The organism is Leifsonia sp. NPDC014704 (assembly GCF_043083605.1).
In the GTDB taxonomy this organism is placed as follows: Bacteria; Actinomycetota; Actinomycetes; order Actinomycetales; family Microbacteriaceae; genus Leifsonia.
In genome coordinates this window covers 705,409-727,412 of the sequence record NZ_JBIBYW010000002.1, presented here as the reverse complement: position 1 = coordinate 727,412, position 22,004 = coordinate 705,409, and the positions used below count along the sequence as shown (strand labels likewise).

The window sequence follows — 22,004 nt, the reverse complement described above, 5'->3', positions numbered from 1 at the left end:
TCAATGTTTACGGTACGAGCATGACAGCATCCCCGGCAAGCATCGCCCCGTCTCCGACCGCCCGCATGCGGACGCCGCTCCTGCTCGGCCTCGGGCTCGCCCTGTTCGCCTCCGTCAGCACCGAACTCCTCCCTCCCGCCCTCATCCTCGGGATGTCCTCGACCCTCGGCATCGACGCATCAGCCGTGGGCGCTCTGGTCGCGGTGTGGGCCGTGACGATCGTCGTCGGCACCGTGCCCGCCATGCAGGTCACCCGGCACGTGCCGCGCAAGCCGCTGCTGGTCGTCTCGCTCGCCGTGCTCGCGGTCGCGACCGTCGTCGTCGCCGCCGTTCCCGTCTTCGCCGTCGTGGTCGTGGCCCGTCTCGTCTCGGCGCTCGCGGCCGCCGTGTCATGGTCTGTCGTTTTCACGTACGTTCCGATGCTGGCGCCGCCGGAACGGCTGGGCCGCGCCATGGCCGTCGTCCTCGGCGGGGGAACCCTCGCCTCCGTCCTCGGGGTCCCCGCCGGTGCCGCACTGGCCGCAGCGGGTGCGTGGCAATGGGCCTTCCTGGGCGCGGCCGGCCTCGTGATCGTCTCCGCCCTCGTGCTCGCCGTCGGCCTCCCCCGGCTGCCGGGCGCACCCACCGGGGGGATGCGGACCCGCTCCCTCGATCGCTCGGCGATCTCGGTGGCCGCGCTCCTTTCGGCAGGCGCGCTCCTGTTGACGGGGTACATGACCCTGTACGCGTACATCGTGCCGGTGCTGGGCGCCGCCGGGATCGGTCCGGACGGTGTCGGTACCGTGCTGCTGATGGCCGGGGTCGCCGGCGCCGTCGCCCTCCTCCTCGGTGGGGCGCTGAGCGACCGGTACCCGGCGACCGCACTGCTCGTCCTGGTCGCTGCCGTACCGGCTGGCATCCTGCTCATCACCACCGCGCCGTCCTCCGGACTCCCGCAGCCGCTGGCCGCGGCGGGCACCGCGCTCGTCGGGTTCGGGATCGGCGGGCTGCCTCCCGTCCTTCAGGCACGGGTGGCGAGGACGGCGTCTGCGACGTTCCGGCCGCTGGCGACCGGCCTCTTCGTCGTGGTCCTGAACATCGGGATCGCCGTCGGCTCCACGGTGGGCGGCTCGCTCATCGCGACCTCAGGGCAGGGAAGCGTCGGGCCCAGTGCGCTTCTGCTGTCCGGATCCGCCGTGGCGGCATTCACCGCTCTGGTCGTGCGTCCTGCTCGCAGGCGATCTCTCCTCTAGCGCCGCCCTTGCATCGGTGCGACCATATGAGGGTTCGCCCCAGACCCCGGCGATGCTGTCCCCGAGTTCTTTCGGCGCTTCACCCGGGTCGGGCCCAGGTGATCGTCGTTCGGGTACGCCGCCATCCGGGTCCCGCCGCGGCAGGCGTATCACAGTGGGATGCGACGCACCCGAGCTGTCGCAGACCAGGGAGTCGCGCGACTCCCGCGAGACGGGGACCCGGTGACCCGACACCGGGCTCCCGTCGACGCGTGCGGCCATGGGTCGCTTCCCGGGGCCCGCTTCCGCGTACGGTGGTCGAGTGAGCTCTGACCTGATCCCGTCGATGCCGGCTCGGCGGGCGGCGGTCGTGTTCAACCCGAGCAAGGTCCAGGTGGCCGCCCTGCGCACCGCCGTCGCCACGGAGGAGTCCGCCGGCGGATGGACGGAGTCGGTGTGGTTCGAGACCAGCGCGGTCGACGACGGGCGCGCCGCCGTCCTGGACGCGGCAGCATCGGAGCCGGACCTGATCGTCGTCGCGGGCGGCGACGGAACGCTCCGAGCGGCCGCGGAGGCTCTGGCGGGCACGGGCATCCCGATGGGCCTCATCCCCTCGGGCACCGGCAACCTGTTCGCCCGCGAGCTGGGGCTGCCGCTGAACAACCTGCGCACGGCCGTCACCGTCGCCTTCACCGGCCGCGACCGCCCGGTCGATCTGGGCCTCGCGACGCTCGAACGACCGGACGGCGATTCGGTGCAGCGGGCGTTCCTCGTCATGGCGGGCATCGGGCTCGACGCACAGATGGCCGCGAAGACGAACCAGGCGCTGAAGAAGCGGATCGGCTGGCTGGCGTACTCAGACCCGATCGCCCGCAGCATCCTCGGCAACCGGCAGTTCGACCTCACCTTCCGCCTGGACGACGAGCCGGCGGTGTCGACCCGCGCGCACACCGTCATCGTCGGGAACTCGGGCAGCCTCACGGCCGGTCTGCTCCTGATCCCCGCCGCGACCATCGACGACGGGATGCTGGACGCTGTCATCCTGCGGCCCGGACGCGGCGCGGGCTGGACGAACATCGGCTACCGCCTCACCTTCAACCGCCTGCTGCACCGGACCGGCTTCGGCCGGTTCGTCGGCCGTCTGACGCCCGAGCCGCGGGCGATCCGGTATGCACAGGCGCGCAGGCTCCAGGTGTGGTTCGAGGAGCCGCAGGAGATCCAGCTCGACGGCGACCCCAACGGCTCGGTGATCGCGGCGACGCTGACTGTGACGCACCACGCGCTGACACTGCGGGTGCGGGACCGGGCCTGAACACCCGGCTGTCCCGCACCGCCTCCGGGGCGGTGGTCAGCGCACGCCGACGTAGAAGCGCGACTCGTCGCTGCGGTGCAGCGCGTGGTAGTACTCGAACGGCACGCCGTCCTCGTCCCAGGCGACCGACACGATGTCGAGCGCCGGGGCGCCGGACGGCAATTCGAGAAGCGACGCCTCCTCGGCCGAGGGAATGATCGCCTTCAGCCAGCGGTCGGCGCCGGCCGGGGCGACGCCGTAGGTGCGGCGCAGGTGGTCGTAGAGCGACCGGTTCTCGAGGTGAGCCTTGAGAAGCCCGGCGAAGCGGTCGCGGGGAAGCGTCGTCTGCACCAAGAGCCACGGCGTTCCGTCGACCGTGCGCAGGCGTCGCATCCGGATGACGGGGGTGCCCTCCGGTACGCGGAGGCCGGCGGCTTCGAGTTCGTCGGCGAACCCCTCATCGAGCGAGAGGATGCGCGTGGCGACCGTTCGACCAGTGCCGGCGAGGTCTTCCGAGGAGCCCGCATTCGACCCGATGAAGGACAGATCGCGGCGCGGCGGCGCGACGAACGATCCCTTCGCGCGGATCTTGTAGATCTGACCGCGGCGCACCAGCTCGGCCAGCGCCTCCCGGACCACCGTGCGCGAGACCCCGTACCGGTCGATCAGGTCGGCCTCCGACGGAAGGGCCTGGTCGGGGGCGAGAGCGCCGGTTTCGATCGCGTCGCGCAACACGGCCACGAGCTGCTGCCAGAGCGGCTCCTTCGCCTCCCGGTCCAGCCGCGCGTCGCTCAGTGCGTTGGCGGGCATCGCATCCCCCTTCATTCGGCCGGCTCCATCGTCGGCTCGGGCCTCGCTTGACACTCCGCCAGGCTACTGTCTAAGGTCTTGTCACTACAAGCTTGTCATGATGAGTTAGACGTGACAAGTTGACCGGAAGCAATCACCTGGCAATCCCCGAACACGATCCGTTTCGCAGAGAAGCGAAACCCTGGAGGCAGAACAATGTCGTTTCAATCCTGGCGCCGCATCGGCGTCGTCGCCGCCGTCGCGGCGGCCCTCACCCTCACCGGCTGCTCGGCCGGCGCTGCCGGCGACGGCGGCGACGGAGCGGGCAAGACGTCCGGCATCTCCGTCGCGCTGAGCAACGGCTTCGTCAACGGCTGGCGGCTCACCCTGATCGACAAGTTCGAGAAGGAGGCCGACAAGCTCAAGAAGGACGGCGTCGTCTCCAAGTACACGACCGTCAACGCCCCCGGCGAGAACAGCGCGACCGAGCAGGCCTCCCAGATCCGCAGCCTCGTACTGCAGAAGCCGGACATGCTCATCGTGATCCCGGCCTCCTCTACCGCCCTGGTGCCGGCCGTCGAAGAGGCCTGCACCGCCGGCATCACGGTGTTGGTGCTCGACGCCGACATGAAGGCGCCGTGCGCGCACATCGTCCGCAACGACTACGCCAAGTGGGGTGAGGTCTCCCTCGTCCCCGCCCTCAAGGCGATCAACGGCAAGGGCGACATCATCATCAACCGCGGCGTGATCGGCTCGCAGCCGGAGGAGGAGTTCAACAAGCGCCAGCACGAAATCCTCAAGGAGTACCCGGACGTCAAGGTCGCCGCCGAGGTCAACGGATACTGCGACGGCTCGACCGCGCAGAAGGAGATCGTGTCAGTGCTCGGCTCACTGCCTCCGATCTCGGCCGTCCCCGGCTGCATCGGCGGGATGGGCGTCGTGCAGGCGTTCGAGTCGGCCGGCCGGCCCGACCCGGTCGTGGTGTTCGACACGGACGGCAAGTCGCTGAAGTTCTGGAAGGACAGCGGCATCAGCAACGGCTCCTTCGCCGCACTGACCGACCCCGGCCAAGGCGTCGCCGCCCTCTACGTCGGCCTCGAGCTCCTCGCCGGCAAGAAGGTCCCGTCGACCGTCGTGCTCCCGCTGCTGGAGATCGGACAGGGCGACCTCGACTACTGGGCGGGCACGCTCTCCGCCGACGAGTACGCCGCGTACCCGTGGGACAAGGAGAGCGTGAACGCCGCCATCGCCGCCGTCGCCGACGGGAAGGACGCCGAGGCTCCCGCGCTCAAGTAGCGCGAAGCGACCGGCGAGTTCAAAGGAGCAACCATGCCCACGACGATCACACAGACGCCCGCGCACGCGGCCGCCGGCCAGGCGACGGAGGCCGGCGCACTCCGGCCGACGGCCGCCATCGACGCCCGCGGCGTGACCAAGCGCTACGGGAGCACCCGCGCGCTGACCGGGGTCGACCTGCACGTCGAGCGCGGGGAGATCCTCGGACTCGTCGGTCACAACGGCGCAGGCAAGAGCACCCTCATGCGCATCCTCGCCGGGCGCGAGCAGCCCGACGAGGGCGCGGTCACGGCCGGGGATGCGACCCCCGGACGCCCCTGGGATGCCGCGACGGCTGCCGCCGTCGGCGTCCGGATGGTCTACCAGGAGCTCGCGCTCTGCCCCGACCTCACCGTCGCCGAGAACGCGTACCTCTCCGACCGCCGCGGCGGATCCCCCTTCGGCTGGCGGGGCCGCGCCGAGCGCCGCATCGGCGAGGTGCTGGACACCGTCTTCCCCGGGCACGGGATCGCGGTGGTCCGTCGCGTGGGCGAGCTCACCCTGGCACAACGCCAGATGGTGGAGATCGCCCGCGCCCTCTGCACCGAGCGGCTCGGTCTCCTGATCCTGGACGAACCGACCGAGTCGCTCGGTGTGGATGCCGCCGACCAGCTGTACGCCCACCTCCACCGGCTCACGGCGGACGGCGTGAGCGTGCTCCTGATCTCGCACCGCATGGCCGAGATCATCGCCCACAGCGACCGGGTCGCCGTGATGCGCGACGGTGCGGTCGCCGGCGTGTTCACCGATGCCGACGAGCGCTCCCTGCTGCAGGCGATGGGCGGCGACGTCCACGCGCCCGCGGCCGTCGAGGCCGCGGCTGAGGCCCGCGGCACCGGCGACGTCGTCGCGGCGATCCGCGGCGACGGCATCCCCTTCACTATCCGCGCCGGCGAGATCGTCGGCCTGGCCGGACTCGCGGGGCAGGGTCAGGAGCGCATGCTCGGCCGGCTATGGTCGGCCGGCGCCCTCACCCGCGGAGTCGACGCTCCCCGACGCCGCGCCTATGTGCCCGGCGACCGCCAGACGTCTGGCATCCTCCCGCTCTGGAGCGTCGCCCAGAATCTCACCATCGCCGCACTCCGCGGCATCAGTACCGCCGGAGTGGTCGACGGCCGGGCAAAGCGCGCCCTCGCGGCCCGCTGGATCGACGCGCTCAGCATCCGTGGCGCGGCCGCGACGCCGATCACCGCGCTCAGCGGCGGCAACCAGCAGAAGGTCCTCGTCGCGCGTGCGTTCGCAACCGACGCAGCGCTAGTGCTCCTCGACGACCCGTTCCGCGGAGTGGATGTGGCGACGAAGAGCGAGCTCTACACGCTGATGAAGTCGGAGGCGGCGGCCGGTCGGGCCATCGTCTGGTACTCGACCGAGAACGCCGAGATGGCGCACTGCGACCGGGTGTACGTGCTCCGCGCCGGCCGGATCGTCTCGGAACTCTCCGGCGACAGCAACACCGAGGAGCGGATCATCGCCGACTCGTTCGAGGAAGGGACCGTCCGATGACCGCCACCACCGCCTCCACCGGGCAGAAGCGAACGGCGAACGCCGGTCGTCCCGCCCCTGCGGTCCGGCTCCGAGCGGGCCTCGCCCACGGCTCGCCGGCCCTCCTCTCGCTCGTCGCCCTGGCGGTGATCGTGGCGATCGCCGCGGCCATCCAGCCGGGCATCCTCTCGGTCACCGGGCTCAGTCTGATGCTGATGTCGGCCGTACCGCTGGCCTTCGCCGCCCAGGCGCAGATGATCATCATGTCGGTCGGCGACATCGACCTCGGCATCGGCAATCTGGTCGGACTGGTGACCGTGATCGCCGCGACCCTGCTGGCGACCGATCCCCTGCTGGGCGTCGGGATGCTGGCCGGCGTGCTCGTCGTCTACGCGCTTCTCGCGGTGATCGTGCAGAAGCGCGGCGTGCCCTCGATCATCGTCACCCTCGGGATGTCGTTCGTCTGGCTCGGGATCGGGCTGCAGCTGCTGCCCACGCCCGGCGGCGCGACCCCGGGGTGGCTGACCGCCATCGGCGCCTGGCGCAGCACCGTCGTGCCGCCGCCGCTGGTGTTCGTCGCCCTCGCGGCCATCGCCGGGTGGTGGATCATGCGACGCACCCGGGCAGGCGCTCGCATGCGAGCGTTGGGCTCCAGCGCGGCGACGCTCGACAAAGCCGGATGGTCGGCGACCCGCACCCGCATGACGGCCTACGTGCTCGCCGCCGTGCTCATCCTGGCCTCCGGCCTCCTCCTCGCGGCCCAGACCCGGTCGGGCGACATCAACTCCGCGAGCAACTTCACCCTCACCACCATCGCCGCGGTCATCCTCGGCGGCGGCACGTTCTCGGGCGGACGCGCGCTGCCTCTCGGCACCGCGCTGGGCGCCGTCACCCTCGGACTGATCTCCGTCCTGCTCAGCCTGGTGGCGCTCCCGTCGAGCATGCAGGCGGGTGCACAGGGCGTGATCGTCCTCGCGGTCCTCGCCGGCCGCATCGTCACCGAGAGGTTCAGCCGATGACCACGTCCACCCAGAACCCCACCGTCTCGACGCCCGTCGCCGAGCCTCGCGCCCGGTTCCACTGGCCGGCCTGGGGGTGGTCGCTGATCGGCGTGCTCGCGGTCTGGCTGTGCATCGTCGCGGTGCGCCCCGCGCAGCCGTTCGATCCACTGGCCCAAGCGCTCTCGCTCGCCCCCTTCCTGGTGCTGGTCGCACTCGGGCAGATGCTCGTGATCACGCTCGGCCCCGGCAACATCGACGTCTCCGTCGGCACGGTCGTCTCGATGGCGTCTTACGTCTCCGTCGGCGTCGGCGCGGCGGCCGGGCCGGTGCTCGGCGTCGCCGCCGGCGCCGGTGCGGGGCTCGCGGCCGGGTTGATCAGCGTGATCGCCATCCTCGTGCTGCGGGTGCCGCCGATCATCGCGACACTGGCGACCAGCCTGATCGTGCAGTCGACGACGCTCCTGCTCGCCGACGCGAACCGCGCCTCGGCCTCCGCCGCCCTTCGCGGATTCGTCAACGCCAAGGTCTTGGGCATCCCGGTCATCGCGCTGGTCGTCGCCGTCATCACGGTGGTCGTCGCGCTGGTCCTGACGCGCACCCGGTTCGGTCTCTCGGTGCTCGCCGTCGGGCAGAGCCCGCGAGCCGCCGAGCGGGCGGGCATCCGGGTGTGGCGCGTCACCGCCATCACCTACCTGGTGAGCGGCGGTCTCGCCGGCCTCGCCGGAGGACTGCTCGCCGCCTTCATCTCACCGAGCACCGTTCTCGGCACCTCGTACATGCTCGACTCCGTCGCCGTCGTCGTGATCGGCGGGACGCTCATCTCGGGCGGCCGCGCCGTGCCCGTCGGCGCCTGGACCGGTGCGCTGTTCTTCGTCCTGCTGTCGGGCCTCCTCAACCTCGTCGGGTGGAGCGTCGGCGCCCAGAACATCCTCAAAGGCGTGCTCGTCGTCGCCGTGGTGGTGGTCTCCTCCACCGCGACCGGCACCGGCCGCCCCAGCCTGGCACGACTCCGCGCCTCCCTGACCATGACCCCCAAGAAGAAAAGGAACACCCATGCCTGACCTCGACGACCTCCGCGAAGGAACCGACTTCACCGGAGCCGTCGCCCCGACGGGCGACGCGGCGCTGAAAGGCGCCGCCGGACTCGACTGGGGGATGCGCGCACGCCTCTCCCGCGTCTTCGATCCTGCCGACGGCAAGACGGTCATGCTCGCCTTCGACCACGGCTACTTCCAGGGCCCGACCTCCGGGCTCGAGCGGCTGGATCGCTCCATCGTTCCGCTGATCCCCCAGGCGGACGCGCTCATGTGCACCCGCGGCGCCCTGCGCACCACCGTTCCGTCGAACGCCGGCAAGGGCGTGGTGCTGCGCGCCAGCGGCGGCCCCAGCGTGCTCGGCGACCTCAGCCAGGAGGACCTGGCCGTGAGCATCGACGACGCCGTTCGGCTCGACGCCGCCGCCCTCGCGGTGCAGGTCTTCGTCGGGGCGGAGAACGAGAGCCGGTCCGTCAAGAACCTGACCACGCTCGTCGATCAGGGACAGGCCGTTGGCATCCCGGTGCTCGCCGTCACCGCCGTCGGGCGCGACATGGTGCGCGACGCCCGCTACTTCCGCCTCGCGACGCGCATCTCGGCCGAGCTCGGCGCCGCATTCGTGAAGACGTACTACGTCGAAGACGGGTTCGAGACGGTCACCAGCGCCTGCCCGGTGCCGATCGTCATCGCCGGCGGCAAGAAGGTCGAGGAGAAGGAGGCGCTCCGCATCGCGTACCGCGCGATCCAGGAGGGCGCGGCCGGCGTCGACATGGGCCGCAACGTCTTCCAGTCCGAGCACCCCGCGGCGATGCTCGCGGCCGTTCGCTGCGTGGTCCACGACGGCCTCACCGCCGACGACGCCTTCGCCCTCTACGAGCAGCTCTCGCACTGACATGGCCGCACTCACCACCTACACCCCCGAGATCCCGGCCGTCGACGTCGCCGTTATCGGCGCGGGCATCAACGGTCTGGCGGTCGCGCGGGAGGCCGCGGCGCGCGGCCTGACCGTCGCCCTCTTCGACCAGGACGACCTCGCCGCACGGACCTCTGCGATCTCGACCCGCCTCATCCACGGTGGACTGAAGTACCTGGAGCGGTTCGAGCTGAACCTGGTCTACGAGTCCATCCGCGAGCGCAACATCCTGCTCGCGAAGGCCCCGCACCTGGTGCACCCGTACCCGATGCTCATCCCGTTCTCGAAGCAGCAGAGCCGGCCCGGCTGGCTGCTCGCCTGCGGCCTGATGCTGCACGACGTGCTGTCGCTGGGCAAGCCGCTCCCCCTCAACCGGGTCGTGTTCCGCAAGCGCCTGCAGCGCGACTGGCCGGCCCTCGCGGCCGGGGGCCTGCGGTGGGGCGGGCTGTTCCACGATGCGAATGTCCCGGTCACCGAGCGCCTCGCCGTCGAACTGGCGGTGGATGCTCAGCGTCACGGCGCGATCGTGTCCACCCACTCCCGCGTGGAGTCGCTGGTGCGTACCGGCGGCCGGATCACCGGCCTCCGCTACCGCGACCGCGAGACCGGCGAGATCCGGACGGTGCCCGCTCGGATCACCGTCAACGCCGCGGGTCCCTGGGTCGACCGGGTGCTCGACCTCGCCGGAGCCCATGACCGGCGGATCGGCCCGACCAAGGGCAGCCACCTGATCGTGGACTCCTTCCCCGGCGCGCCCGAGACCTGCATCTTCTTCGAGTCGCCCGACGACGCCCGGCCGATGTTCGTGCTGCCGTGGGAGGACAAGTACATGATCGGCACGACCGACCTCCCGTACGACGGATCGATCGACGACATCGCGATGGATGACGACGAGACCGCGTACCTCCTCAGCGCCGTCAACGCGCTCATCCCGCAGGCCGGGCTCACCCCGGAGGACGTGCTGTGGTCGTACTCCGGCGTCCGGCCGCTCCCATATGTTGGCGAGCTGGACGACCCGTCGAAGGTGAGCCGCGACCACGAGATCGTCGTGCACACCGGCGCCGACGCGGGCCTCGTGACCATCATCGGAGGCAAGCTCACCACGCACCGCGCGCTCGGCGAGCTTGTGGTCCGGAGGCTGGAGCGGGAACTCGGACGACGGCCGGGGCCCTCCCCGACACGGAATGCGCGGCTCCCCGGCGCCCCGGACGGCGACTGGCAGGAGTTCCGGGCGGACTACCTCCGCCGCAGCATCCTGCCCGCGCGGACCGCCCAGCGCCTGGTGGAGACCTACGGCACCGTCGCGGCCGACATCGAGCGCCTGGCGGTCGAGACGCCGGCACTGGCCGAGATCGTTGACCCGGACACCGGGGCCATCGCCGCCGAGGCCGTGCATGCGGTGCGCGAGGAGGGCGCCCTCACCCTGGAGGACGTCGCCGTCCGACGCATGGCCGTCGCCCTCAACCGGGACGTCGGCCTGGCCGCCGCCCCCGCCATCGCTGCCGTGCTCGTCGCCCACGCCGGCTGGAGCGGAGCGCGGGCCGAGAGCGAACTTGACCACTACCGCGCGGCGATGCGACGCTTCAAACCGCGCGCCCTGACCGCCGAGCGCGAGGCCGGAACCATGCGAGGAAGCACGGAATGAAGCACTGCCTGATCGGGATCGACGTCGGCCTCACCGCCGCCAAGGCCGCCGCCTTCGACGAGAGCGGACGCGAATTGCGCACGGTCTCGGCGGCGAACCCGCGCGTCGCGGTCGCCGCCGACCGACAGGAGATCGACATGGCGGCCCTGTGGGAGGTCGTCGCCGGTGTGCTCGCGGAGCTGACCGCCTGGCTGACCGCGGAAGGCTGGACCGTCCGCGGCATCGGTGCGACCGGGCACGGCAATGGGCTGTACCTCGTCGACGACGCGCTGCGCCCCGTCCGGCCGGCGGTCGCCTCCACCGACAGCCGCAGCGAGCGCATCGTCGCGGCGCTCGACCCGGCGGAGGTCGAGCGGGTGCGTAGCGTCACCGGTTCCGTCCCGTGGGCCGGGCAGCCCGCCGTGCTGCTGCGCTGGCTGCAGGACAACGAGCCCGAGACGCTCGACCGCGCCCGCTGGGCGCTCAGCTGCAAGGACTGGATCGTCGCGTGCCTCACCGCGACGGCGAGCGCCGACTTCTCGGACGCCTCCGCCTGCGGTCTGGTCGACCTCGCCGAGCGGACGTATGAGCCGGCGGTGTTCGGCCTGCTCGGCCTCCCGCGCGAGCTGATGTCCCTGCTTCCTCCGCTGTCTCGTTCCGACGAGGTCGTCGGACGCGTCACCGGCCCGGCCGCATCCCTCACCGGGCTGCCCCAGGGCACTCCCGTCGTCGCCGGGTGCATGGACTGCATCGCCAGCCCGATCGGCGCCGGATCGACTGCACCGGGCGACGTTACGGTGATCGTGGGAACCTGGGCGATCAACTCCGTGGTCGTTCCCGCCGACTCGGAGCCGCCGCGCGTGACCCTCAACGCCCTCCTGCCCGACCCGCGCTACATGCTCGCGCAGGAGGTCGCCCCCACCTCAGCCGCGAGCGTCGAGTGGTTCTCCTCACTCATGTCCTCCGTCGCCGTGGATGCGGTGAGCCCTCGCGACCTGCTGCACGCCGCCTCGACGGTTCCGGCCGGTGCGGAGGGACTGCTCTTCCTGCCGTTCGTGCACGGCGCTCCCGAGCACCTCGGCGCTTCCGGCACGCTGCTCGGCGTGAAGGACAAGCACGGCTACCGTGAGATCGCCCGTGCCGTCGCCGAGGGCATCACCCAGTACCACCGCGTCCAGCTCGACAAGGTGCGGGTCAGCGGCGCGACCGTCTCGCCCGAACCGTGGACGCTCGCCGGCGGCGGCGCGAAGAACCCGTTCTGGGCGCAGATGTTCGCCGACATCATCGATCACCCGGTGCGGCGTCAGCTCGGCACGGAACTGGGCGCGCGCGGCGTCGCCTCCCTGGCCGCGGCGGCGGTCGGTGTCGACACCGCGTGCTGGCGCGTCGACCCGGACCCGGCGCTCGTGGTCTCGCCCGGCGAGGACCGCGACCTCTACCGGGTGCAGGCCCAGCGCTTCGACCGCACGCTCGCCGTGATGGGCGAGGTCTGGACGGAGGTGGCCCGGTGACGCCTCCCCTGCTCGGATTCACCGGTCTGGGCGGCGATGTGGATGCCGCTCTCGCCGACATCACGCGCGTGTCGCGAGCACTCGGCGCCGACCCGTCCCTCGTGCTTCACGGGGGCGGGAACACCTCCATCAAGGCCGTCGGCCGCGATATCACCGGTGACGAGGTGGAGCTCGTGCTCGTGAAGGGCAGCGGCTGGGACCTCGGCAGCATCCAACCGGCGGGATTCGCGCCGCTGCGGCGGGAGCGGCTGCTGCGCCTGCTCGCCCTCGACGAGCTGAGCGACAGCCGGATGGTCAACGAGGTCCGGCAGGCGTCCCTCGACGCGTCGGCTCCGACCGCATCCATCGAGGCTCTGCTGCACGCCCACCTCCCGGCACGCGTCGTTCTGCACTCGCACGCCGACGCGATCGTCGCGCTGACCGACCAGCCGGACGGCGTCCGCCACGCGGCGGAGGTGCTGGGTGGCGGCGTCCACGTGCTCCCCTACGTGATGCCCGGGTTCCCGCTGGCGCGCGCGGTCGCCGAGGCACCCCTGGACGGAGTGGATGCTCTCGTCCTCGCCAACCACGGGCTGTTCACCTTCGCGGACGATGCCGATGAGGCGCTCCGGCGGCACCGCGAGCTGGTGGACCGCGCGTCGGCCTCGTTCGGTGACCCCGCGTGGGGGGACGAGGGGCCCGATGTGGAACGCAGGGGGTCAGCCGTCGAGCTGGCGGTGCTGCGCCGCGACGTGTCGCGCGCTGCCGGCCGCCCCGTGGTCGTGCGTCAGTCCGCGTCCTCGCGGGCGCGGAGCTACGCGCAGCGTCCGGACCTCGCCGAGGTGACCGGCAGGGGCACGGCGACCCCCGAGCACGTGATCCGCACCAAGCGCGTACCGCTCATCGGCCGGGATGTGGACGCGTACGCCGCCGCCTACGACGCCTATGTCGACGCGCACCGAGACCGCGTACCCGGCGGTCTGGAGCCGATCGACCCGGCTCCCCGCGTCATCCTGGATCCAGAACTCGGCCTGCTGACCGCCGGCGCTTCGCGGGCCGCGACCGACGCCGTTCACGACATCGCCGTGCACACCATGGACATCGTCGAGGCGGCCGACCGCCAGGGCGGGTACCGCTCGCTCGACGAGGCACTCACCTTCGACATCGAGTACTGGGAGCTGGAGCAGGCACGCCTGCGCTCGGGCGCCGCCGACCGGCCGCTGGATGGCGAGGTCGCCCTGGTGACCGGCGCTGCCTCGGGGATCGGCAAGGCCACGGCCGCCGCGCTCCTCGCTCAGGGCGCGTCCGTCGTGGGCGTCGACCTCAGCCCGGGAGTGGTCGACGCCTTCGCGGGTCCCGCCTGGCGCGGGGTCGTCGGCGATGTCTCCGACGCCGCGGTGATCGACGACGCCATCGAGTCGGCTGCACGCGAGTTCGGAGGACTGGACACCCTGGTCGTCGCTGCCGGCATCTTCCCGTCGGCCGAACGTCTCTCGGAGTTCGGCGACGATGTCTGGGAGCGGTCGCTGCGGGTCAACACGACGGCTGTCGCCCGCGCTCTGCGCGCCGCGCATCCCCTCCTCGCCCTCGCACCCCGCGGCGGTCGCGTCGTGCTGGTCTCCACGAAGAACGTCGCAGCACCCGGGCCCGGTGCCGCCGCCTATTCGGCGAGCAAGGCGGCCGCCGCGCAGCTGGCGCGCGTCGCCGCGCTGGAGTGGGCGGCCGACGGAATCCGCGTCAACCAGGTCGAGCCCGACGGCGTCTTCGACACCGCGATCTGGACACCGGAGCTGCTCGCCGACCGCGCGGCCCGCTACGGCCTGACCGTCGACGAGTACCGCACCCGCAACCTCCTCGGCGTCGAGGTCACGAGCGCGACCGTCGCGGAGGCGGTGCTTGCGTTCGTCACCGGGCTCACAACGACGACCGGAGCCCACCTCTCGGTCGACGGCGGCAACGACCGCGTCGTGTAAACAACGCCGGGCACCGCGGGCCTCACCGTGCTATAACTAACTAACTGATTAGTTAGTTAGTTGCGGGAGGCACCGATGGATGGTTCCACGACGGTCCGACGGAGGGACGCGGCGGCTTCGACCGCCCGCCTGCTGGCCGCGGCCACCGAGGAGTTCGCCGCCCACGGCTACGAAGGGGCGCGCGTGGACCGGATCAGCGCGTCCTCGGGCCTCAACCGCGCCCTGCTCTTCCAGCGCTTCGGCGACAAGGACGGCCTGTACCGCGCCGTGCTCGCCCAGGTGGCCCAGGATGCGGCGGCGACCCGGTCCGACATCGTCGCAGACCGGGCCACGCCGGTCGACCGCGCGCAGTTCGTGGGCATGGTCTGCGACCTCGTTCGAGAGACCGCACGCTTCCTGGTCGCTCATCCCGACGCTGCGCGCATCCTCGCCTGGGAACGCGCGGCAGGGTGGGCCGCCTTCCGCGCGGCGCGGCCGGAGTCGGACGATCCGGCCGCCGACCAGATCACGGAGTGGTTCCGCCAGGGAGCCCGGCGCGGGTGGCTCAGAGAAGGGCCGTCTCCGGATCGCCAGCTCGCCCTCGTCCTGGAGCTCGTCACGGCCGTGCTCAGCGAGAGCCCGGAGTTCGTCGAGGGCGCCGTGACCGCGGCCCTGGTGCGCGAGGAGGAGACACGATGAACCGTCTGCACCTGCCCACGGACCTCTCGCCGGTCGAGCGCTCGGCGCTGCTGCCCATCCTCGGACGCGCCCGCGACGCTTCGAGCGAGACGCCCATCCTCGCCGATGCGTGGTCCCAGGTCGTGGTCGACACGGTGGCCGTCGACTGGGAGGGTCTCGGCCTGCCCCGGAAGGAGGCGTCGAACGTGGCTGCCCGCGGCCGGCTCATCGACGATGGGTGCCGTGCGTTCCTGGCGGCACATCCCGACGGCGTGGTGCTCGATCTCGGGTCCGGGCTCGACGACCGTGCGCAGCGCGCGCAACCGCCCGCCGGCTCTATCTGGTTCGATCTCGACCTCCCCGGGATCATGGCCTTTCGCCGCAGACTGCCGGAGCGTCCGCCTGTGCTCGCCGGCTACAGCGAACTCGAGGTGGATGCGACATCGCCCGATTGGATCGCCGCGGTTCCGGCCGATCGACCGCTGGCGATCCTGGCGGACGGCTTCTTCCCGTTCCTCTCCCCTGACGACTCCCGTGAGGTGGTCCACCGGTTGGTGGACCGCGCGCCCGCCGGAGTGCTGCTCATGAACGGCTACACGACGCTCGCGCGCTCACTCATGCCCCGCGTCAAGGCCATCCGCGACCTCGGGATCGACACGGCCGGCGGCACTGCATTCGACGATCCTCACGAGCCCGAGGGGTGGCATCCGCGGCTGAAACTGGCGGAGCGGACGATGCTCAGCCGTTCGCCCTACGTCGACAGGATGCCCCGACGCGTCCAGACGGCGATCCGGATCATGAACGCGTTCCCGCGGCTCGCCGAACGCAGCGATCTGGGTGTCCTGCGGTTCACTTTCTGAGCGACGGTCCGGCGGGCGCTGCATTCATCGACCGGCAGACTCAATCCGAGAAGATTCTCCTGTTGGATTCGTACAACGGATGCGGCCTACCATCGCGGTGACCACGCTTCAGCGGTGCGAAAGGAACGACAGTGCAGTTCAGATACCTGGGAAACTCCGGCTTCAAGATCTCCGAAATCACGTACGGGAACTGGTTGACCCACGGCTCGCAGGTGGAGAACGACACGGCCGCCGCGTGCGTGCGCGCCGCCCTCGACTCGGGGATCTCGACCTTCGACACGGCCGACGTCTACGCGAACACGATGGCCGAGACGGTCCTCGGCGAGGCACTCAAGGGGGAGCGCCGTCAGTCGCTGGAGATCTTCACCAAGGTGTTCGGCCCGACCGGCCCGAAGGGTCACAACGATGTCGGCCTCTCGCGCAAGCACATCCTCGAGTCGATCGACGGGTCTCTGCGGCGCCTCCAGACCGATTACGTCGACCTGTATCAGGCGCACCGGTACGACGTCGAGACGCCCCTCGAGGAGACGATGCAGGCCTTCGCCGACGTCGTCCGCGCCGGCAAGGCCCTCTACATCGGCGTCAGCGAGTGGACGGCCGACCAGCTGCGGGCCGGACACGCGCTGGCGAAGGAGCTGAACATCCAGCTCATCTCGAATCAGCCGGAGTACTCGGCCCTGTGGCGTGTCATCGAGGCGGAGGTCGTGCCGACGTCGAAGGAGCTCGGCATCTCGCAGGTCGTCTGGTCGCCCGTGGCGCAGGGCGTACTGAGCGGCAAGTACCGCCCCGGTGCGCCGCTGCCCGAGGGCAGCCGAGCCACCGACGAGAAGGGCGGCGCTGGGGCAGTCAAGCGCTGGCTCACGGACGACGTGCTGACCCGGGTGCAGGAGCTCACGCCGATCGCTCAGGAGCTCGACCTCACGCCGGCGCAGCTCGCCGTCGCCTGGGTGCTGCAGAACGACAACGTGGCCACGGCGATCATCGGCGCCTCCCGCCCGGAGCAGGTCGTCGAGAACGTCAAGGCCTCGGGCGTGACGATCCCGGCGGAGCTGCTCGCCCGCATCGACGAGGTGCTCGGCGGCGCGGTCGAGCGCGACCCGTCACACACGGCGACGCGGTCGCCGAAGACCCGGGAGGCCTGAGCCCGGGGAGGCGGCCGAGAACCTCGCGCGGCCGCCTCCTCATCGCGGTCGGATCACCACGCCGGCCAACGTCCGCTGGATGAGTCTCAACGTCTGGATCGTGTCGGCATCCGTGAGTCCCGTTGTCGTCGCCCAGTCGACGCCCGACCCGACGACATCGCTTGCGAAGACGACCTCCGTGGCCAACAGCGCACGGGTCCAGTCCAGGCGAGTGAGGGGGATCCGACCCGCTATCGCCTCGGCGAGCCGACGCCCTTCGCGGCGCAGAGACTCGGCACTCTCGAATCCGAGGGCCACGGCCATCGGCTCGCCGCTTCGGGCAGGACCGCCCCACTCGCCGAGCCCCCGTACCAGCAGGGTGCGCTCACGATCCGACAACTCCACATCGATCAATTCGTCCACCACCACCGAATCATGACACCGGCCGGCGGTCGGCGCAGATTTTCGCGGGCGGATTCCGGCCGGTCAAGGGCTTACCCCGCTCGGGAACCGCGCTGCTAGATGGGGGAGCTGTTCAGAGGAAGGCCCAGCGCATGCTCCTGATATTCGGTTCCAGCGTGCACGAGACGATCATCAACGTGGTCCGGTTCGTGTGCGGCTACTGCGGCGTCGACGCGCCCCAGAATGTCGTCAAGCGCTCGAACCGCTTCACGCTGTTCTTCCTCCCGCTGTTCCCGATCTCGACCCGCTACATCAACCGGTGCACCAACTGCGGGGGCGAAACCGCCCTCACGGCGGAGCAAGCGCGGCATTCGCTGACGTGGAGCGCACGCGCTAGCGATACGCGACGCTGAGGTTCAGCTGCGTGTCCCGAAACAGCGTGGTGTCGCCGCGGCGCAGCTGCGGGTTGAGGTAGAACAGCTGATCGAGCGTGAGCCCGAAGCGGTCGGCGACCGCCTGGGAGTTGTCGTTGCCCCAGACGGTGTACCTGGCGGGTTGTCCCTCGTACGGCGTCACGGTTCCACGCGCATTCGCAGATGATTTCGGTTCTTGCCAGCCGCCCGCCCGGCGAGTTGAATGTGCGCGTCGAGCCGCGTCGCGGGAGCGTTCTCGCCTTCCCGTCATGCGACGTGGCGCACCCCTGGGGAGGGTCGATGACGAGAACGGACGACACAGCGCGGCGGGAGGTCGCGCCCGTAGCGAAGCTGTCCATGTTGACGATGACCGGGATGGTCGTCGGATCGATGGTCGGAGCGGGCGTGTTCTCGCTCCCGCGCCGGTTCGCCCAGGAGACCGGGGTCGCCGGCTCCTTGATCGCCTGGTCCATCGCGGGCGTCGGGATGCTGATGCTCGCCTTCGTGTTCCAGATGCTCGCCAACCGAAAACCGGAACTCGACGCCGGCGTGTACGCGTACGCGAAGGCCGGGTTCGGCCAGTTCCTGGGCTTCTTCTCCGCTATCGGCTACTGGGCGAGCGCCGGGATGGGACTCGTCTTCTACTGGGTCTTCATCATGTCGACCATCGGCGCGGTCGCCCCGGCGCTGGGTGACGGCGACACCCTCCTCGCGATCGGGATCTCGTCGCTCGGACTGTGGGGGTTCTTCTTCCTGATCCGCCGCGGCATCAAGGAAGCGGCGGTCATCAACCGCATCGTGACCGTGGCGAAGCTCGTTCCGATCGTCGTCTTCATCCTGCTCTGCCTGTTCGTGCTCAAACCGCAGGTGTTCGCCGAGAACTGGGCCGGGGCCGACTACGCCGGGTCGCTGTTCGACCAGGTGACCGGCACCATGCTGGTGACCGTCTTCGTCTTCCTCGGCGTGGAGGGGGCGAGCGTCTACTCCCGCCACGCGAAGCGGCGCGCCGACGTCGGCAAGGCGACGATCCTCGGGTTCCTCAGCGTCTTCGCCACCTTCGCGTCGGTGACGCTGGTGTCGTACGGCGTGCTGCCGATGGGCGAGATCGCGCAGCTGCGGCAGCCGTCGATGGCCGGCGTGCTGGCCGCCGCCGTAGGGCCGTGGGGTGCCTGGTTCGTCAGCATCGGACTGGTGGTCTCGGTGCTCGGCGCCTACCTGGCCTGGTCGCTCATGGCGGCGGAGGTGCTGTTCGTCGCCGCCAAGGACAACGACATGCCGCGCTTCCTCTCGCGCTCGAACTCGGCCGACGTACCCGTGCCCGCCCTGCTGATGACGGCGATCTTCGTGCAGGTGATCCTGGTGATCACCTACTTCTCGCACGACGCCTTCAACCTGGCGCTCGATCTCACCAGCGCGCTGACGCTCATCCCGTTCTTCCTGGTCGCCTGCTACGCGATGAAGCTGGTCATCACGAGGGAGACGTACGGCGACACCCCGCGCGGCTGGGGGCGCGAGACGACCATCGCCGTCCTCGCGACCCTCTACACGGCGTACCTCCTCTTCGCCGCGGGCGTCACCTTCGTGCTGCTCTCGTTCATCATCTATGCGCCGGCGACGGTGCTGTTCGTCATGGCGCGCCGCGAGCAAGGTCGGCGCGTCTTCAGCGGTCGTGAGCTGATCATCCTGGCCGTCGCGGTCATCGGCGGGGTCACCGGCATCGTCGCCCTCGCCGCCGGCTGGATCAGCATCTGAGGGCCCATCCAAGGAGGAACGATGACGGATTCATCCCCAGCGCCCACGTACGGCGTCCATTCCGAGGTCGGCCGACTGCGGAAGGTGCTCGTCTGCTCGCCCGGGCTCGCCCACCACCGGCTGACGCCGAGCAACGCCGACGACCTCCTCTTCGACGACGTGATGTGGGTGGACAACGCCATCCGGGATCACGCCGCATTCGTCGCCGACCTGCGCTCGAACGACGTCGACGTGGTGGAACTCCACGACCTCCTCGCCGAGACGGTCAGCGACCCCGACGCGAAGTCGTGGCTGCTCGATCGCAAGATCGTCGCAGGCGAGGTCGGCCTCGGCCTCATCGAGGGGACGCGCGCGTACCTCGACTCGCTCGCTCCCTCCGAACTCGCCCGCTACCTGATCGGCGGACTGGCCACCTCGGACCTTCCCGACGACTACCGCACCGACTACGTCTCCCTCGCCCGGGAGTCCACCGGCGTCCGCGAATACCTGATGCCTCCCCTGCCGAACACGCTGTACACCCGCGACACCACCTGCTGGATCTACGGCGGAGTGACACTCAACCCCCTGTACTGGCCGGCTCGTCACGACGAGACGCTGCTCATGAAGGCCGTCTACGCCTTCCACCCCCACTTCCGCGACGCCACCGTCTGGTGGGGCGACCCGGAGACGGACTGGGGGCAGGCGACCCTCGAAGGCGGCGACGTCATGCCCGTCGGCAACGGCGTCGTCCTGATCGGGATGAGCGAGCGCACGTCGCGGCACGCGATCACGCAGGCGGCCGCAGCACTCTTCGCGCAGGGCGCCGCGACGCAGGTCATCGTCGCCGGGATGCCGAAGCTGCGCGCGGCCATGCACCTGGACACCGTGTTCACCTTCGCGGACCGCGACATCGTCACCCTCTACCCGAAGATCATGGATGCCGTCCACACGTTCACCCTCGTCCCGGAAGACGCCGCTCCCGGCCTCCGGGTGATCGACCACGGCGACCGCGCCTTCGTGGACGTCGTCGCGGAGGCGCTCGGCCTCCCCCGGCTGCACGTCATCGAGACCGCCGGGGACAACTACGAGTCGGAACGCCAGCAGTGGGACAGCGGCAACAACGCCGTCGCCCTGCGCCCGGGCGTGGTCTACACGTACGACCGGAACACGGCCACCAACGCGCTCCTCCGCGACGCAGGTGTCGAAGTCATCTCGATCGTCGGGGCCGAGCTCGGCCGGGGACGCGGCGGCGGCCACTGCATGACGTGCCCGATCATCCGCGATCCGGTGGAGTTCTGACCCGGCGCTAACGGACCACGCGGTACTGCAGGTGCGTCGCCGCCGGGGTGAGCTGCGCCCCGACGCGCTCCAGCGGGATCGCCGCGTCGAGTGCCCCGAAGAGCGGCGTTCCGGCACCCAGCAGCACCGGCATCACGTGGAGGTGCAACTCGTCGACGAGGCCCAGGGGCAGCGCCTGCTGCGTCACGGTGGCGCCGAAGAGGTGCACATCCCTGTCGCCTGCGACCTGCCGGGCCCGCCCGATGGCGTCGGGTACGCCGTCGGACACGAACGTGAACACCGCGGGATACGGCCGGTCCGGCGGATGGTGCGTGAGCACGAAGACCGGCACGTCGCCCATCGGGCCGACGTCGCCCCATCCCCCGTCGCCCTCGTTCTTCTCGAACGACGTCCGCCCCATGATGATGGCGCCGACGCTGCCGATGACGCTTTCCAGCACGGCGCGATCCTCGTCCGAGGCCGTCGGCCGCAGCCACGCGTGCAGGCCGTCCGCACCGTCGCCGAAGGGATTCTCGCGGCTGTCGTTCGGGCCGGTGACGTAGCCGTCGAGAGAGACGGACATGTCGCAGATCGTGCGCCCCATGGTGGCCTCCTCACCGAGAGTCGATGCAACAGAAGCACTCGGTGCTGCGGGCGTCAAGAAGCGCGCGTGAAGTCCAGACCCTCATCACGGAGGGGGACAAATGACCCCCGTTTTGGTGTCCGCGCTATGGAGGACATCGGAGTAGTTTTGGGCTACCGGTGAACCCGAATCACCGGCCGCGAACGCATCAGGCCCCAACCCGACATCCCGGTGGCCCACGCGAGCGCCTTCATAACGCGTCCCGAAACCGTGCGTGACCCGACATCGCGCCGGCCCCTTCGAGACGCCGTAACGGAAAGTACCCGAACTTCCATGTTGCGCAACATCAGCTCCGCCGTTCCCAACCGCCTTCTCACGCGCCTGACCACGCTCACCAGCGGGCAATGGATCGCCATCACCTCACGCCCGGTCCCGAACCGCGCGGACAGCGTGACGGTCGACTCATCCCTCGACGAGACGATCTCGGCGATTCTCACCGCGCTGCCCGTCAGTGACGCCACCGACACTCCGCTCGTCGGCTGGCTCGGCGACCCGGCCAACGAGGCCGGCCTCGACGCGTTCTTCACCGTGCAGGGTCTCGCCCGCGACATCGAACGCCGCCCGCTCGAGATGGGTCGCCTGCAGAGCCTGCCGGTCGACCCGTGGCAGAACGTCGCCGCCGTCGTCACGGTCCCGGCAGCGACGGAGTTCGTCTTCTTCGTCTGCGTCGGCCACGGCGAGCAGACCCCGGTGACGCTCTTCGGAGCACGTCAGCACCTGGCCGCCTGACCCGGTCACGACGGAGCGCTTGACTTC

21 protein-coding genes are annotated in these 22,004 nt (G+C 70.6%); 17 read left to right on the top strand and 4 right to left on the bottom strand.

Translation table 11 applies throughout. From position 1 onward, the window contains the following. Positions 1 to 20: 20 nt before the first annotated feature. Together ACF1AJ_RS15055 and ACF1AJ_RS15050 are read left to right on the top strand one after the other, a co-directional pair. The gene (locus ACF1AJ_RS15055; protein WP_391508072.1) at positions 21 to 1,232 is read left to right on the top strand and encodes an MFS transporter; all 1,212 of its coding nucleotides are present in this window, start codon (positions 21 to 23) and stop codon (positions 1,230 to 1,232) included. A 301-nt stretch (positions 1,233 to 1,533) separates the two neighbouring features. Further along, positions 1,534 to 2,523, top strand: coding sequence for a diacylglycerol/lipid kinase family protein (locus ACF1AJ_RS15050; protein ID WP_391508071.1), 990 nt, complete (start codon positions 1,534 to 1,536; stop codon positions 2,521 to 2,523). A 36-nt stretch (positions 2,524 to 2,559) separates the two neighbouring features. On the opposite strand, the gene ACF1AJ_RS15045 is transcribed toward ACF1AJ_RS15050, so the two are convergent. Beyond that, positions 2,560 to 3,312 carry a GntR family transcriptional regulator gene (locus tag ACF1AJ_RS15045; RefSeq protein WP_391508070.1) on the bottom strand — a complete coding sequence of 251 codons (753 nt, stop codon included), beginning with the start codon at positions 3,310 to 3,312 and terminating at the stop codon, positions 2,560 to 2,562. A 195-nt stretch (positions 3,313 to 3,507) separates the two neighbouring features. Here ACF1AJ_RS15045 and ACF1AJ_RS15040 point away from each other — a divergent pair, with 195 nt between their 5' ends. The 11 genes from ACF1AJ_RS15040 (at position 3,508) to ACF1AJ_RS14990 (ending at position 16,802) form a co-directional block, all read left to right on the top strand. Further along, positions 3,508 to 4,587, top strand: a complete 1,080-nt coding sequence (locus tag ACF1AJ_RS15040; RefSeq protein ID WP_391508069.1) for a substrate-binding domain-containing protein — start codon at positions 3,508 to 3,510, stop codon at positions 4,585 to 4,587. 33 nt (positions 4,588 to 4,620) lie between these two features. Next, positions 4,621 to 6,129 (top strand): sugar ABC transporter ATP-binding protein, encoded by a 1,509-nt coding sequence (locus ACF1AJ_RS15035; RefSeq protein ID WP_391508068.1) that lies wholly within the window; start codon positions 4,621 to 4,623, stop codon positions 6,127 to 6,129. Continuing rightward, entirely contained in the window at positions 6,126 to 7,127 is a 1,002-nt protein-coding gene (locus ACF1AJ_RS15030; protein ID WP_391508067.1) for an ABC transporter permease, read from the top strand. The genes ACF1AJ_RS15035 and ACF1AJ_RS15030 overlap by 4 nt, the downstream gene beginning before the upstream one ends. Then, positions 7,124 to 8,170: an ABC transporter permease gene (locus tag ACF1AJ_RS15025; RefSeq protein WP_391508066.1), complete on the top strand. Its 1,047-nt coding sequence runs from the start codon at positions 7,124 to 7,126 to the stop codon at positions 8,168 to 8,170. The genes ACF1AJ_RS15030 and ACF1AJ_RS15025 overlap by 4 nt, the downstream gene beginning before the upstream one ends. After that, positions 8,163 to 9,035 carry a 3-hydroxy-5-phosphonooxypentane-2,4-dione thiolase gene (gene lsrF / locus ACF1AJ_RS15020; protein ID WP_391508065.1) on the top strand — a complete coding sequence of 291 codons (873 nt, stop codon included), beginning with the start codon at positions 8,163 to 8,165 and terminating at the stop codon, positions 9,033 to 9,035. Before ACF1AJ_RS15025 ends, lsrF begins: the two co-directional genes overlap by 8 nt. 1 nt (position 9,036) lies before the next feature. Then, the gene (locus ACF1AJ_RS15015; RefSeq protein WP_391508064.1) at positions 9,037 to 10,701 is read left to right on the top strand and encodes an FAD-dependent oxidoreductase; all 1,665 of its coding nucleotides are present in this window, start codon (positions 9,037 to 9,039) and stop codon (positions 10,699 to 10,701) included. Next, the gene (locus ACF1AJ_RS15010) at positions 10,698 to 12,191 is read left to right on the top strand and encodes an FGGY-family carbohydrate kinase (protein WP_391508063.1); all 1,494 of its coding nucleotides are present in this window, start codon (positions 10,698 to 10,700) and stop codon (positions 12,189 to 12,191) included. The genes ACF1AJ_RS15015 and ACF1AJ_RS15010 overlap by 4 nt, the downstream gene beginning before the upstream one ends. Continuing rightward, the gene (locus ACF1AJ_RS15005) at positions 12,188 to 14,143 is read left to right on the top strand and encodes an SDR family NAD(P)-dependent oxidoreductase (RefSeq protein ID WP_391508062.1); all 1,956 of its coding nucleotides are present in this window, start codon (positions 12,188 to 12,190) and stop codon (positions 14,141 to 14,143) included. The genes ACF1AJ_RS15010 and ACF1AJ_RS15005 overlap by 4 nt, the downstream gene beginning before the upstream one ends. A gap of 75 nt (positions 14,144 to 14,218) precedes the next feature. Then, a complete protein-coding gene (locus tag ACF1AJ_RS15000) occupies positions 14,219 to 14,821 on the top strand; it encodes a TetR/AcrR family transcriptional regulator (protein WP_391508061.1) in 603 nt (200 codons plus the stop codon). After that, positions 14,818 to 15,660 (top strand): class I SAM-dependent methyltransferase, encoded by an 843-nt coding sequence (locus ACF1AJ_RS14995; RefSeq protein WP_391508060.1) that lies wholly within the window; start codon positions 14,818 to 14,820, stop codon positions 15,658 to 15,660. The genes ACF1AJ_RS15000 and ACF1AJ_RS14995 overlap by 4 nt, the downstream gene beginning before the upstream one ends. Positions 15,661 to 15,791: 131 nt before the next feature. Then, positions 15,792 to 16,802 carry an aldo/keto reductase family protein gene (locus ACF1AJ_RS14990; protein ID WP_391508059.1) on the top strand — a complete coding sequence of 337 codons (1,011 nt, stop codon included), beginning with the start codon at positions 15,792 to 15,794 and terminating at the stop codon, positions 16,800 to 16,802. Positions 16,803 to 16,841: 39 nt separating this feature from the next. On the opposite strand, the gene ACF1AJ_RS14985 is transcribed toward ACF1AJ_RS14990, so the two are convergent. After that, a complete protein-coding gene (locus ACF1AJ_RS14985) occupies positions 16,842 to 17,210 on the bottom strand; it encodes a hypothetical protein (protein WP_391508058.1) in 369 nt (122 codons plus the stop codon). 149 nt (positions 17,211 to 17,359) lie between these two features. On the opposite strand from ACF1AJ_RS14985, the gene ACF1AJ_RS14980 reads away from it, so the two are divergent. Next, positions 17,360 to 17,596, top strand: a complete 237-nt coding sequence (locus ACF1AJ_RS14980) for a zinc-ribbon domain-containing protein (protein ID WP_391508057.1) — start codon at positions 17,360 to 17,362, stop codon at positions 17,594 to 17,596. On the opposite strand, the gene ACF1AJ_RS14975 is transcribed toward ACF1AJ_RS14980, so the two are convergent. Continuing rightward, entirely contained in the window at positions 17,577 to 17,759 is a 183-nt protein-coding gene (locus tag ACF1AJ_RS14975) for a hypothetical protein (RefSeq protein WP_391508056.1), read from the bottom strand. The genes ACF1AJ_RS14980 and ACF1AJ_RS14975 overlap by 20 nt on opposite strands. A 137-nt stretch (positions 17,760 to 17,896) precedes the next feature. Between ACF1AJ_RS14975 and ACF1AJ_RS14970 the strand changes: the two genes are divergently transcribed. Then, a complete protein-coding gene (locus ACF1AJ_RS14970) occupies positions 17,897 to 19,348 on the top strand; it encodes a basic amino acid/polyamine antiporter (protein ID WP_391508055.1) in 1,452 nt (483 codons plus the stop codon). 21 nt (positions 19,349 to 19,369) lie between these two features. Beyond that, on the top strand, positions 19,370 to 20,626 hold the full coding sequence (locus ACF1AJ_RS14965; RefSeq protein WP_391508054.1) for an arginine deiminase: 1,257 nt from the start codon (positions 19,370 to 19,372) through the stop codon (positions 20,624 to 20,626). A gap of 7 nt (positions 20,627 to 20,633) precedes the next feature. Here ACF1AJ_RS14965 and ACF1AJ_RS14960 read toward each other — a convergent pair whose 3' ends face one another. Next, complete coding sequence (locus tag ACF1AJ_RS14960; protein ID WP_391508053.1) at positions 20,634 to 21,209, bottom strand: dihydrofolate reductase family protein; 576 nt, start codon at positions 21,207 to 21,209, stop codon at positions 20,634 to 20,636. 312 nt (positions 21,210 to 21,521) lie between these two features. Here ACF1AJ_RS14960 and ACF1AJ_RS14955 point away from each other — a divergent pair, with 312 nt between their 5' ends. Then, a complete protein-coding gene (locus tag ACF1AJ_RS14955; RefSeq protein ID WP_391508052.1) occupies positions 21,522 to 21,977 on the top strand; it encodes a hypothetical protein in 456 nt (151 codons plus the stop codon). Positions 21,978 to 22,004: the final 27 nt, after the last annotated feature.